The organism is Bacillus sp. 205(2023) (assembly GCF_037027485.1).
GTDB lineage: Bacteria > Bacillota > Bacilli > Bacillales > Bacillaceae > Bacillus > Bacillus halotolerans.
This window is the reverse complement of the sequence record NZ_JAXCHF010000010.1, coordinates 12,431-25,399: the sequence shown is the minus strand read 5'-3', so window position 1 is coordinate 25,399 and position 12,969 is coordinate 12,431. Positions and strand designations below refer to the sequence as shown.

Below are 12,969 nucleotides of genomic sequence, written 5' to 3'. Positions count from 1 at the left end.
ATAAGCAATTCCTTTCTTATCATACCTGCCTCTTGTTATTTTTTACAGGTGTTTCTGGAAAATAAAAACCGCATATGAACTTTATGTCATATGCGGCGCTTCCACTTATTTATTCGAATAATGGATGTAAAATGAGGCATCATTTTGCTCTATTTAAAGCGATTGTGCCCGTTACAAGATGGTTCAGTTCCATGTCAAACGCCCCCTAACAGGTTGGTTCTCCCATCATAACAAGGCGGACAGAAATAAAAAAACCCCCTGCCGTTTTTTACGGCAAAGGGATGACAGTTAAATCACAAATTTGATATGTGCTCCGGAGACAGGATCTTTCACAAGAAAATGGTTTTCCGTTTCTTCAAGCGAATATCCAGCGTTTTTGACTCGGTCCGCCACACGTTTGAGTTCCTCCTGATGAGGCAGGACAACGGTGTAATAGTCGAGCCCGCTCGCATTTGCCGGCTTAGGCGGCGCATGTTTCCCAGCCCAGATGTTTAAGCCGATATGGTGGTGGTAGCCTCCGGCTGAAACGAAGAGAGCAGACATGCCCGCATAGTCTCCGACAAGGTCAAAGCCCAGCACATCTGTGTAAAACGCTTTTGCTTCTTTCAGATCGCTGACATGCAGATGAATGTGCCCGATGACCGTACCGTTTGGAAGTGTTGTTTTCCGCTCTTCTCCGGCCTCTTCCAAAAGGCCCTCGATGTCGACAGCTGTTGTTGTCATGACGTAGTTTCCTTCACGATCCCGCTGCCAAGTGCTGCGGGGGCGGTCAGCGTACATTTCAATTCCGTTTCCGTCAGGATCAGAGAGATAGAGCGCCTCGCTGACAGCGTGGTCTCCCTGTCCTAGGGCAATCCCGTTTTCAATCAAGCGGGCGAGTGCGATACCAAGTTCCTTTCTGTTGGGAAGCAGAATCGCAAAGTGATACAGGCCCGTTACCGTGCGTTCAGGCAAGACGACAGCGCTTGGATTTTCTTCAAGAATAAGCAGGGGGCGTTTTCCGTCAGCCGTTAATTCAGCTTGGCGGTCCGTCTTATTCAAGACTTGAAAGCCGATCACGTTGCAGTAGAACTGAAGGGAACGCTCCAGACTGCGGATTGTGAGTTTGACATAGCCAATGGTTGTATCCTCATGAATGCTGGTCATGCTGTATGCCTCTTTTCTTATGCTGATACGTTTTCGTTCTTTTTTGCTTTAAACACAAATGGGTCCAGCGCCAAGAAACGACTTCCAGTAAGTGCCAGGTGAATGGATGTCAAAAGCAGAAGGTAATCAAATTCTGCATTGCCCATAAATGGCGCTTTCAGCTTCACTGTAATAATGGCTCCGATCAATGTGAGAGCAAACAGAACACCTACAATACGTGTAGCCAATCCGAAAAAGACGAGCACTCCGCCAACGAGTTCAATCGCTGCGATGACATACGCCATAAAGCTTGGAAGGCCTATGCTGCCGAAAAATTGAATCGTGCCCTCCATTGCCTGAAACTTTGATAAACCGTGAACAAAAAAGATAATACCTGTGATGACTCTTAAAAGTAATGTGCCAATTTCAAATGATTTATTCATTTTATCCTCCTTGATAAATGTTATCACTTACTTAATGTAAGCTAGTATATATACATAACTTGTTTACGTCAAGTAATTTTGTTACATTTTACGAAATTGAAATAAAAGTACTATAAATCTGTAACAAAAAAGACCTTTGTGCAGGTCAAAGGTCTTTTTCTTTATTGCTGAAATTGGCTTTCGTATAAGTCACTGTAAAATCCTTTTTGGCGTATCAGTTCATCATGGTTGCCTTTTTCAATCATTTCGCCGTCTTTTAATACGACAATCTGATCCGCTCTTTGAATGGTATTCAGCCTGTGGGCAATGATGACGCTCGTTCTCCCCTCCATTAAACGGGCAAGCGCTTCTTGGATTTTCACTTCTGTTACGGTATCAATGTTGCTTGTCGCTTCATCCAAAATGAGCAGAACCGGATCGGCCAGCACGGCTCTTGCTATGGAGATCAATTGTTTCTGTCCTTGACTGATGCCCGAGCCGTTTTGCGTCAGCACTGTATCATATCCGTTTGGCATCCGCTCAATAAAGCTGTGGGCATTCGCTGTTTTTGCTGCGGCCTCGACCTCCTGATCGGAGGCATCGAGCCTGCCGTAGCGGATATTTTCTCTGATCGTGCCTTGGAACAAGAACGAATCCTGAAGCACAAACCCCATATTTTTTCTCAGGCTCGCCCTTGTCAGCTTTTTAATATCAATCCCGTCAATTAAAATGCTCCCCTCATTGGGCTCATAAAAACGGGCAAGCAGATTGGTAACAGTGGTTTTTCCCGCTCCCGTCGGGCCGACAAAGGCGATTGACTGCCCGGCCGGCACTGTGAATTGGAGGTGTTTCAGTGTCTGATTGTTTTCCTCGTAGCCGAAGGAAACATTTCGGAATTCAATGCTGCCTGTTTGTATCGGCTGATGCAGGGCATTCTTTTCATCCTCACGCTCCTCTTTTTCATCCAGTACGTCAAACACCCGTTCAGCGCCGGCAATAGCGGACAGCATCGTATTAAACTGATTAGCCAGATCATTTAATGGACGCGTGAACTGTCTTGAGTACTCGGCAAAGACAACGATGGTGCCGATGGATATCCAGCCTTTCAGCGCAAATAGTCCGCCGATTGCAGCAATGATCGTAAAGCTTAAATTGTTTAAAGAGTTCATCACTTTCGGGATAAAGCCGGAAATCGTCTGTGCCCAGAAGCCTGAAGTCTTGAGTGCTGCGTTTTTTTCCAGAAACTCAGCTGTAATCTGGTCTTCCCGTGAATACGCTTTGATGACCTTTGCGCCTGAAATGCTTTCTTCAATATATCCGTTCAGCTCGCCAAGATTTTTTTGCTGTTCTTTAAACAGTTTTCCCGTACGGTTTGTGATCCATTTCAGACTCACCGCCATTACCGGAATGATCGTCAGCGTGATCACCGTCAGCAGCGGACTCATATACAGCATGACGGCAATCGTTCCGACGAAGGTGATGACACTCGACAGAATTTGAATCACTGACGTATTTAAAGTGGAGCTGACATTTTCGATGTCATTGGTCACCCGGCTCATCAGCTCGCCATGCCGCTGTTTATCAAAAAACGGGATCGGCAGTTCATGCAGATGGGTGAACAGCTCGCTTCGCATTCTAAAGACAGTGCCTTGCGAAATCGTGATCATCCAATAGTTTTGAAACCAGAGTGATAAAGATTGAATGAGATATATGCCAAGCAGAATGAGCAGAACGGGAATAAGCCCGCTGACCGTCTGGCCGACAATGAAATGGTCGATGGCCTTTCCGATCACAAAGGGTCCGAGGAGGCCGAATATCGCGCTGATTACGACCATCAGCATAACGAGTATGAGCAGCCCTTTTCGTTCTGCCAGGTAAGACCAGATTCGTCTCAGGGTGCCTTTTGTATCCTTTGCTTTCGCTCTTTTTTTGGCGCGTTCTTTTTTATCGATTGGGATTTTGGGATATTGGAAAGGCTTGCGGATGTCTTTCAGCACGACTCGCTCCCCTCCCTTCCGAATTGCGACTCGTAAATGCGCTTGTATAAATGTGAGTCAGAAAGCAGCTGGCTGTGTGTGCCTTTCTCTATCAGCTCTCCATCCTCGAGCAGTAATATTTCATCAGCTTTCATGGCCGTTGTTATTTTTTGTGTAATGATTAAGGTTGTGCACTCATATGTGCTAATCGCCTCAAGCAGATTCGCTTCCGTTTGCAGGTCAAGCGCGCTTGTGCTGTCATCCAAAAGAAGGATGGATGGTTTTCTGATCAGTGCCCTTGCAATAGAAATCCGCTGCTTTTGGCCGCCGGACAAATTGACGCCTCTTTGTCCCAGGACGGTATCATATCCCTTCGGAAGCTTCATGATCGTTTCATGGATTTGCGCATGTTTGGCTGCTTCCATTATTTCATCAAGTGAAGCATTTTCTTTGCCCCAAGCAATATTTTCTTTGATAGTGCCTGAGAACAAGAGCACTTCCTGGGGCACAAATCCGATTTGCTTGCGAAGGCCCTCCGCCGGAAAGTCATCAATAGGCTTTTCATCTATGTAAATGCTGCCCGAATCCGGCTGATAAAGCCGCGGAATGAGCTGAAAAAGCGTCGATTTCCCTGATCCTGTCGCCCCGAGAATCGCGATCGTTTCTTTCGGCTTTGCGGAAAATGAGACATTGCGCAGCGCTTCTCTGTCCATATCCAGATATCGGAAGGACACATCCTGAAAGTCAATTCGGCCTGACAAGCGAGCTGAGAGTAATCCTTCCTCCTGCTCGTCACCTTCTGTTTCAAGCACCTCGCTGATTCTGTCGCCTGAGGCTTTTGCCCGGGTGAAAATCATAATCAAAAACGGGAACATAGAAAGCGCACCCGTAATTCGTGTCGCATAGTTAATCACCGCAACGACATCGCCGACCTGAGAACCTCCGCTTGTGATGCTGTGAGCTCCCGCCCATAAAATAAAAAGAATACAGAGGTTCATCAGCAGCATCAGCACAGGCATCGTAAATTCTACAAGCTGAAATGCCGAGACCGTTTTTTCCATCAGCATCGTGTTTGCTTTGATAAATCTCTTGACCTCATGGCTTCCGCGCAGCAGCGCTTTAATCAGCTTGATCGCGGTTAAATTCTCCTGCATGATCGTATTCACCTGATCCAGCCGTTTCTGCACAGACCGGAACAGCGCCCCGCCCTTTTTCAGTACCCAAAGCAAAAACAAAATCAGGATCGGAATCGTCACAAGAAGAAAAAAGCCGAGCTTCACATTAACAGCGAGTGACAGCGCAATGCCGCCCACAATCATTAGCGGCGCACGCAGCATAAACCTCAGACTCATAAAAATCAGGTTTTGCACCTGTGTTACATCGTTTGTCAGCCTTGTCATATAGGATGAGGACGAAAACTGTCCAAATGTTGAATAAGAGAAGGACTGGATTTTTTGAAAAAGCCCTTTTCTCGTATCGTAGGAAAAGCTTTGGCTCACATGGGCAGCATAAAAGGAATTCAGCATACCCGCCGCAAATGATAAAATGGTCAGTCCGATCATGACCGCACCCCATATCCAAACGTGCCGCATGTCTTGCTTCAAAATCCCATCGTCGATGATTTTTGCGATCAATAGAGGCTGTACCAGTTCAACCGCGAGTTCCGTCAGCATGAGAATCAGCGCAATTCCCACCAGAAGTGAGTATGGTTTTAAATATGATAAAGCCTTTGACATGTAAAAGCCTCCAAATCCCTTATACTCGATTGTCTCTTTCTTTACTTTACTATGATGGTCTTTTTGACGGCAAACGAAAACCCTCCCAAAAAGGAGGGTCTGCTTTATTGGTCTAATAGTTTTTCCACACGCTCCCGCATCTGCGGCACACTCAATCCGATAATCACCTGAAACGCTTTTCCGTTTCTGACGACGCCGTGTGCGCCAAGCGCGCGGAAGACACTGTCGGGTTCGACCTTTTTTTCATCCTTGACGCTGACTCTGAGGCGGGTGGCGCAGTTTGTGACCTCGGTGATGTTGTCTTTTCCGCCTAACGCTTCGATGTACAATGCAGCGGTTTCATCTGCCGTTTCTGCCGCGGAGGCTGTTTCATCCTTTTTGTTTTTTCTTTCTCTGTATTCTTGTTTCGAATACAGCTTTGTTTCCTGCTGATCGTCAATTTCCCGTCCCGGTGTGGCAATATTGAATTTGAGGATCAGAAATCGGAAGACGAAAAAATAAATGGCAGTAAATGAGAGTCCAATCAGAATTTGATACACATACGTCATACCGTGGCTGCCAAAGAGCGGAATCCAGTTCAGGGTAACCGCCTCAATTAACCCGCCCCCCATGTTTCCGACAACACCGGCCATATACATGACCGTCGACATTGTCGCGGCGAGTACGGCGTGAACCGCAAATAGGAAAGGAGAGATGAATAAGAAAGTAAACTCAATCGGCTCTGTGATGCCGGCGACGATGGCCGTGAGTGTGACAGGAATCAGCAGGCCGGCAACGAGTTTTTTCTTTTCCTTTTTGGCTGTGACATAAAACGCGAGCGCAATCCCCGGAATGCCGAAGATTTTTGAATTGCCGTGAAGCGCGAATCCGCCTTGCGGGAACAGCTCCTTCAGCGGTTTGGCGCTTTGTGAATATTCACCGAGGTGCTGCGCCCAATACGTGACGATCCCGCCTTCCGCCACAGCCGGGCCGTAGATGAACGGCGTGTAAATAAAATGATGAAGACCGGTCGGAATCAAAATCCGTTCCAAAAATGTGTAAATCCAAACGCCCACCGCCCCGGAAGCGACAAGAAAGCTTTGAAGCGACCCGATTCCCGTTTGGACCATCGGCCAGATAAAAGACACGGCCAGAGCGACCGGAATCATAATGAAGAAGGAAATCATGACGATATACGTGGAGCCTTGAAAGATGCCGAGAAAATCAGGCAGTTTTTTATCAAAATAGCGGTTATGCAAAAATACGACAATGGAAGAAATAAAGATTGCCCCGATAATGTTGGTATCAAGCGTTTTAATGCCGGCAATCATCGTTAATCCGCTCGTTCCGCCGACCTCTTGATTCATATCGACGCCAAAGGCGCCTCCCCAGACTGTCAGGATCGAGCTGACAAAATAATTAAACGTCAAGTAAACCGTAAGCGCTTCCAAACAAGCGCGCGCCTGAGCTTTTTTCGCCAAAGCGACTGGAATGCCGATGGCGAATAAAAGCGGCATTTGATTAAACACCGTCCAGCCGCCTTGCTCAATGATATACCAGCACTGATACCAAAACCCGTCAGGATCAGCGAGCGGCCCCATCAGGGTTTCGTTTTTGAAAAGCGTGCTGACACCCACAATAATGCCGGCGAACGCAAATAATAATACAGGCACAAACATCGCGCTTCCAAAGCGCTGGACTTTTTGCATCATACCAAAACCCCCTGCTACTCAATGTCGTTTTTTTCAGCTTCTTTGTAATCAACATATGCGCGGAACAATGCTTCGCCAACGAGAAAAAACGGCGCAAAAGCGACAATTTCTTTTTTATCACTCAATGTCACGGGCTTGCTTGTCGCATAAAGATTATGCGGTGTGAGCTGGGCGAGGACATTGTTTTTCAAATTCGTTATGGAAATAAAGGGAACTCCCTTTGCGGAAAGCATCCTGGCCTGCGGAATCAGCTCAGGCGTTTCTCCGGACAGCGAAATGATGATAAACAGGTCATTCACCTTAAAATCATCCTGCATCTGGTCAAATTCATTTCTGCCCTCGATTAAAATCAGATACTTATTGAGAGGGATAAACATTCTTTGCAAATCATGGGCGCATATCTTTTGCGCCGTTCCGGACCCATACACGAAAATGCGGTCCGCTTCATCAATCAGCTGGCACATGTCCGTCATGTCCTTTGTCCTTATAAATTTCAAATTTGCTTCAATATCATCCAGCAGCTTTTGAAAACTCATACTCTCGCCTTCTTCCGGCTGATCTTCCCACTTCAAAAAAACGCGAAATTCACTGTAGCCGCTGAAACCGAGCTTTTGGGCAAGGCGCAAAATCGAGGAACGCGATACGCTGCATGCTTTCGCAAGGGCATCGATTCCAAGACGATAGCACGTGTTCTTGTGATTCAATATATATTTCAAAATATGAAAATCATTGTCATTTAATTTACTGTAATGCTGATTAATCAGTTCTTCGAGCTGCATATCAGATCCCCCCATTTTCTTTCTATTATATACAATATAAATTTCGAAAATGGGGGATTTTTCAGTTATGAGATACGGCTCGGGCTTTGATCAAGCTCAGGCCAGAAATCTTTGTTGGCCTCCAATAAATCTTCGAGAATAAGCCTTGCCACACGGGCGTTCGGCACTGTTTTTGAGAGAATGAGCGCCTGCCATAGCTTTTGGAAGGATTTTTCCGTCCACGCCTCAACTGTCAATTTCTCAACTGATACCTGCTGTTCCATCAGTCCTTTTTGGAACTGCGGAATGTTTCCGACTGTGATCGGTTCAGGCCCGTTTGAGCCGACGATACACGGCACCTCTACCATTGCTGTCGGGTCAAAGTTTGCGATTGCGCCGTTATTTTCAACGATTAAAAGCATTCTTTCACCTGTATTGTAGGCAATGGCGCGGGCAAGATCGACGATATATGACGCGTGATCGTCTATTTTGATTTCGCTGTTTTTAGAGGACTGCTCGCGTGCAATCATGTCGCATTGGCTGAAAATAAAGGCTTCGCGTCCTTCCATGACTTCGTTTGCCCGCGTATGGTTCGGATTTGATTTTTTCACCATGTCATCCGGGAACAGATAATATTGTAAATACGTATTCGGCAATGTGTCCAGATCGGCGGCCTGCACGTCACGCGCTTTTGCGAACGTGTCATTCCAGCTCGCCTCCACCGCTTCGGACTCTGCATTCGGAATATACCCGTACTGAGACACATGTTCCTTCAGCTTCGGCATTAAATCATTGCCCTCTTGATCCTGAATGGATGTCCACCAGCCGAAATGATTTAATCCATAATACCGGACCTTCATTTCTTTTCTTGAGGACAGGCCGAGAATTTGCGCCATACGGTCTTCGATACCGACCGGCATATCACAGATGTTGAGGATTTTCGAGTTCGGTCTGAGGCGTCTCGTTGCTTCCGCCACAATCGCCGCCGGGTTGGAGTAATTCAGCATCCACGCATCTGGCGAGTATGTTTCCATGTAATCTAATATTTCAAGCACGCCGCCAATTGAACGCATACCGTATGCGATACCGCCCGGTCCGCACGTCTCCTGGCCCACAACTCCGTACTTCAGCGGAATTTGCTCATCAAGCGCACGCATCGCGTATTTCCCTACCCTGATGTGTGCCATGACAAAATCAACGTCTGTAAAAGCTTCTTCCGGGTCAGTCGTCGCTGTAAATTCAATTTCGGGTGCTTTTTCTCTGATAAAAACGTCACAGGCCCCCGCGATCCGCTCCTGTCTTTCCTTATCATTGTCATACAGCTTCAGCTTTCTGATCGGAAACTCATCCAAATGGTCTAAGAGCATCAGAACAATCCCGGGAGTAAATGTGCTCCCTCCGCCCGCTATTACGATTGAGAATGATTTTTTCTTCATATGACGACCTCCTTGATAACGTTTACATTTTATTTATATCATGTGACAGCTTGTCTCGTAATGCTTTTGGCGCACTTAGGTCATTTGATCAGTTTTAGTTTTTTTTCCCATTGAGCGGGAAATTTCTCACTTATCTATCAGTTCAACAATTTGATTTTTTTACCTTTTTTGTAATCTCAAAGTCTCATCATCTGTGAAATTTGAGTGAATATACGCCCTTCCAATTCTTATGAAAAGGTTCTTTTGTACGATTCGGATACATGCCGAATTATTTATAATCATTTATATAAAACATCCATTTGTGCGTTAATTTAGGAAAGGCAGGGGACAAAAGTTGGACTCACATAAAGTCATCGAGCTTGCAAATCAGTACAGTGCAGCCGCAGAAGAGGTCAGAAGCTCAAAAATGCTCCTTGACTCCCGGTTATCTGCATTGGGCGATGCGTGGCAGGGAAAAGCAAGAGACACATTCGACCAGGATTTCGAGGAAACAAAAGCCGCCTACGATCAGTTCGAACAGGAGCTGCTTGAAACAAGCCAGGAACTTAAGGCAGCTGCCGTAAAAATAGAAGAACGAAAAGCTGAGATTGCCAGAATGGAAGAATTAGAAAGAAAAGCAAGAGAGGAAAGACATAAACTCGAGAGGTGAATAGCGTGTCAGGAAACATTGCAGTTGATCCGGATAAGCTTGAACAGCTGGCAAATGATGTGGTCACAGAATTAACTGATATGGAAAACAAATATAAGGATTTGCATGCGGAGCTGGGACAGCTGATTTTACAATGCGATCCCCGCTACAGCAGCTGTTTTTCGGGTGTTGGGGATGCTTGGAGCTCAGGAAAAGCACTCGTCAGCAAGCTGAGTGACAATGAGATATTCATCAGAAAAACGAGCGACAAATTTGTTGAGCAGGACAATATTTTACGAAAGCTTTATAACGCTTACGACAAATACGGAACGATGACAAGCTTAACTGCCCTGATGCTGACCCAGGGAAAATACTACGGATTAGGGCTTACAAAGTTTGTGAAACAGCCAAGCGGCTTACATACTGCACGGCATTCAAAGCTTCTATTGGACATTTCCAGAGCAGTAGACAGCTCCCGTTATCAAAAAGCAGCCAGAGTGCTTTTGAACCCAAAATATCTGTTTAAAAAGACAAACCGGCCATTTTCTGATTTGGTACATAAAAAGTTTACAAAATACTTTCCGCAGGACACGGTGGATTTTTCAAACAGCGTAAGGAGCTATACAAGAGGATTTGTTAATGAAGCCGGCGTACGCTCAACACTGAAGGATGTCGGAAAAACAGGCTTGAAATTCGCAAAAGGAAATGCCATTACAGCGACACTCATAACCGGAGCGACAGAAACGTTTGGAGCAGGCTTAAAGATCGCAGAAAATTACGCAAAATACGAAGACAAACCCGAAGTGCTCAAACGGGAAAATGCAAAAGCTGTAGGCAATGCAGTGAATAACACTATTTTTGTCGCTGGCGGCGCAACGGCAGGCGCTGTAATAGGCGGGGCGATCGGAAGTTTTGCAGGCCCTGTTGGTACTGTCCTCCTTGGCGCAGCTGGCTCTTATGTTGGCGGAGTGGTAGGAGAACAAATTGCCAAATTTACGGCAGGTTTCGCCGAAAAGGCAGCCTTAAAGCTGAAAGAACCGATTCATGCTGTTGTAAATACTGCCAAAAAGGGGCTGGAAGCGGCCGGCAAAGTCGTAAAAACGGTGAATGACGGCATAGATGCGGCCAATAAAACAATTCATAAAGGAATGGCCAAAGCAAAGAAAACGGCGGACTCGCTCATACACGGCGCAACCCATTTCCTTAAAGGCAAACTTTCATTCGGATAGGAGAATAAACCATGAATCAGTTTACGATCAGCTTAGAGGAGCTCATATTTTGTTTTTACAGCGAAGGCTTTTTTGAACAGGGCATGTCACTGAAGCAAGCCTATTTTCCTGAAATAGAAGATGAGCAGCTCGGATTTTTATTTGAAGCGGCCTGCCGTTCGCTTTTGGCGAAGGATGCTGCTGAATATCGGAATCATCAATACAGGTTAAAGGACGAGTATTGCCCGTTTATCCATGTATTAAATGACGCGGACTATACAGTGAAGCTTTCCAAGTTTGACGAGCAAGGCAGCGAACGGAATGTTTCCTGCCATGTTTCAAAATTTGGCACCTACTCCCATGAGCTTCTTTTTGATGAGCAAGTACATAGTATAAAAAAAATGGAATCAAGCGACGGATTACTTACAAAAACAGCTGAGTTTTTAAATATAATAGATACCGAGGATAAAAGCGAATCTATCCTGACTTTGACATCAAAAGAATTTGAAGCACTTCTGGAAGGTGCTTCCGAGACTCCCTCATACCTGAAGGAATTCCTTGGAAAGCACGACTACCAGGAGGACATTACCCGGTTTATAAATGATTTGTCATTACGCAAAGGAAAGATGGATACCCTGATGCGCCTGTCTTACGATAAAGATAACGCACCGGAAGTGGATGACATGGCTTTTATCCTGCCCGGCACCCGCCATACTTGGCTTGTAACGGGTATCACCCAGAATGAATTTACTGTCATGGCTGCTCATAAGGATGTTGTGAATCAAATCATTTCAAAACCGAACGAGAATCTGAATTGATAAAAGGAGAAGAGCATTGGAAAATCAAGTAGTCGAAGTCAAAAGCAGAATGTTCCTGAGAATATGGGCTTTTGTCGGATCTGCCGGTATGGGGCTTGCTTGTTTATGGCTGTTTTATATGGGGATTACCTTTCAAACGAAATATTATCTCCTAGCCATTCCAGCAGGTTTTCTATTCACCTTGTTTTGTTTATATTTATTTATCATCTTTTTCCCTGCCTTTACCCCTAGGGGAAATATCATCTTCCGTATTAAAACCGGAAAAGATGGTGAGATATTCACTGACAAAGCAACTGTGAAATTTGCCGATATCAAGAAAATTGAAATGAATCGCAATAAATACCGCTTAAAAGGGATTTTTCAGGAAGATGTCATAATTCAAACAACTGACCACAAAACGATTCGCATCCCGACTTGGAATATCATTCCGAACCCTTTGTTTTTTGAAGCGGTTGAACGTTATATTGTCCCACATATGAATGATGAAGCGAAAACGAATTGGATCGGTCAGTTTACAGAGATTCAGCGCAATGTGTATTTAAAAGAATTTGAGAATCATCCGAAGCTTTAGGAGCAGCACATTGGAATCACATGATATCGAAGTCAAAAGCAGAATGTTTTTCAGAATCTGGCTGTTTCTCGCAACAGGCGGCGCCGTGATTGCAGGCGTGTGGCTGGTGTCAGAAGCCATTACGTTCGAATCCAAGTACTCTCTGCTTTATTTTGGCGGCGGATTGATGGCGATTGTCTATGGCTTGATCACATTTTCTATGGTTTTACCGGCGTTCACAAGCCGAGGACATGTTATTTTTCGTATTAAACAAGGGCCTGATGGGGAAATCTTCACAAAAAAACGCAGCGTGCCTTTTACTGAAATCAAGCGCATTTATATGGGACGCCACCAATACAGTTTGAAAGGGATTTTCTTTGAGGATATTATCATTGAGAAGAATGACGGCAAGATCGTTCGTATTCCGACTTGGAACATCATAGCCAATCCATTATTTTTCGAAGCGGTTGAACGTTATATGCTGCCCCATATGACGGAAGAGGCGAAAAACAATTGGATCAGCCAGTTTACAGAGATTCAGCGCAGTGTGTATTTGAAGGAATTTGAAGAGAATCCAAAGCTTTAACACCTCTCTCTCCTTTATAATGAAATGTAATTGAA

Annotated in this window: 12 protein-coding genes and 1 pseudogene; 5 read left to right on the top strand and 8 right to left on the bottom strand. The window is 45.3% G+C overall.

All coding sequences use genetic code 11. The annotated features are described in order from the left end of the window. Window positions 1–117: 117 nt before the first annotated feature. The 8 genes and pseudogenes from WA325_RS21505 to glvA form a co-directional block, all read right to left on the bottom strand. Window positions 118–193 (bottom strand): annotated as a pseudogene (locus tag WA325_RS21505) (hypothetical protein); the annotation flags it as partial. Window positions 194–288: 95 nt separating this feature from the next. Next, window positions 289–1,146 (bottom strand): VOC family protein, encoded by an 858-nt coding sequence (locus WA325_RS18365; protein ID WP_248339826.1) that lies wholly within the window; start codon window positions 1,144–1,146, stop codon window positions 289–291. A 17-nt stretch (window positions 1,147–1,163) separates the two neighbouring features. Next, complete coding sequence (catD, locus tag WA325_RS18360; protein WP_024120620.1) at window positions 1,164–1,568, bottom strand: DoxX family oxidoreductase CatD; 405 nt, start codon at window positions 1,566–1,568, stop codon at window positions 1,164–1,166. Between the two features lie 161 nt (window positions 1,569–1,729). After that, window positions 1,730–3,544, bottom strand: a complete 1,815-nt coding sequence (locus tag WA325_RS18355) for an ABC transporter ATP-binding protein (protein ID WP_336184059.1) — start codon at window positions 3,542–3,544, stop codon at window positions 1,730–1,732. Then, window positions 3,538–5,259 (bottom strand): ABC transporter ATP-binding protein, encoded by a 1,722-nt coding sequence (locus tag WA325_RS18350; protein WP_202853459.1) that lies wholly within the window; start codon window positions 5,257–5,259, stop codon window positions 3,538–3,540. Before WA325_RS18350 ends, WA325_RS18355 begins: the two co-directional genes overlap by 7 nt. 104 nt (window positions 5,260–5,363) lie before the next feature. Continuing rightward, on the bottom strand, window positions 5,364–6,950 hold the full coding sequence (gene malP, locus WA325_RS18345; RefSeq protein ID WP_059291626.1) for a PTS maltose transporter subunit IIBC: 1,587 nt from the start codon (window positions 6,948–6,950) through the stop codon (window positions 5,364–5,366). Window positions 6,951–6,964: 14 nt separating this feature from the next. Then, window positions 6,965–7,729, bottom strand: coding sequence for a MurR/RpiR family transcriptional regulator (locus tag WA325_RS18340; RefSeq protein WP_024120616.1), 765 nt, complete (start codon window positions 7,727–7,729; stop codon window positions 6,965–6,967). A gap of 65 nt (window positions 7,730–7,794) precedes the next feature. Then, a complete protein-coding gene (gene glvA, locus WA325_RS18335; RefSeq protein WP_336184058.1) occupies window positions 7,795–9,144 on the bottom strand; it encodes a maltose-6'-phosphate glucosidase in 1,350 nt (449 codons plus the stop codon). A gap of 334 nt (window positions 9,145–9,478) precedes the next feature. On the opposite strand from glvA, the gene WA325_RS18330 reads away from it, so the two are divergent. Genes WA325_RS18330 through WA325_RS18310 form a run of 5 tightly spaced genes read left to right on the top strand, consistent with a single transcriptional unit; the run spans window position 9,479 to window position 12,934 of the window. Continuing rightward, window positions 9,479–9,793: a WXG100 family type VII secretion target gene (locus WA325_RS18330; RefSeq protein WP_024120614.1), complete on the top strand. Its 315-nt coding sequence runs from the start codon at window positions 9,479–9,481 to the stop codon at window positions 9,791–9,793. Between the two features lie 5 nt (window positions 9,794–9,798). Next, the gene (locus WA325_RS18325; protein ID WP_024120613.1) at window positions 9,799–11,001 is read left to right on the top strand and encodes a hypothetical protein; all 1,203 of its coding nucleotides are present in this window, start codon (window positions 9,799–9,801) and stop codon (window positions 10,999–11,001) included. An 11-nt stretch (window positions 11,002–11,012) separates the two neighbouring features. Continuing rightward, window positions 11,013–11,798, top strand: coding sequence for a hypothetical protein (locus WA325_RS18320; RefSeq protein ID WP_059353378.1), 786 nt, complete (start codon window positions 11,013–11,015; stop codon window positions 11,796–11,798). Window positions 11,799–11,814: 16 nt separating this feature from the next. Beyond that, entirely contained in the window at window positions 11,815–12,369 is a 555-nt protein-coding gene (locus WA325_RS18315) for a YfjD family protein (protein WP_105954839.1), read from the top strand. 10 nt (window positions 12,370–12,379) lie between these two features. Then, window positions 12,380–12,934: a YfjD family protein gene (locus WA325_RS18310; protein ID WP_227599247.1), complete on the top strand. Its 555-nt coding sequence runs from the start codon at window positions 12,380–12,382 to the stop codon at window positions 12,932–12,934. The last annotated feature ends 35 nt before the right edge of the window (window positions 12,935–12,969 follow it).

Coding starts and splice junctions, on each gene's coding strand:
- WA325_RS18365 (WP_248339826.1), bottom strand. CDS start 1,146: ATGACCAGCATTCATGAGGATACAACCATTGGCTATGTCAAACTCACA.
- catD (WP_024120620.1), bottom strand. CDS start 1,568: ATGAATAAATCATTTGAAATTGGCACATTACTTTTAAGAGTCATCACA.
- WA325_RS18350 (WP_202853459.1), bottom strand. CDS start 5,259: ATGTCAAAGGCTTTATCATATTTAAAACCATACTCACTTCTGGTGGGA.
- malP (WP_059291626.1), bottom strand. CDS start 6,950: ATGATGCAAAAAGTCCAGCGCTTTGGAAGCGCGATGTTTGTGCCTGTA.
- WA325_RS18340 (WP_024120616.1), bottom strand. CDS start 7,729: ATGCAGCTCGAAGAACTGATTAATCAGCATTACAGTAAATTAAATGAC.
- glvA (WP_336184058.1), bottom strand. CDS start 9,144: ATGAAGAAAAAATCATTCTCAATCGTAATAGCGGGCGGAGGGAGCACA.
- WA325_RS18320 (WP_059353378.1), top strand. CDS start 11,013: ATGAATCAGTTTACGATCAGCTTAGAGGAGCTCATATTTTGTTTTTAC.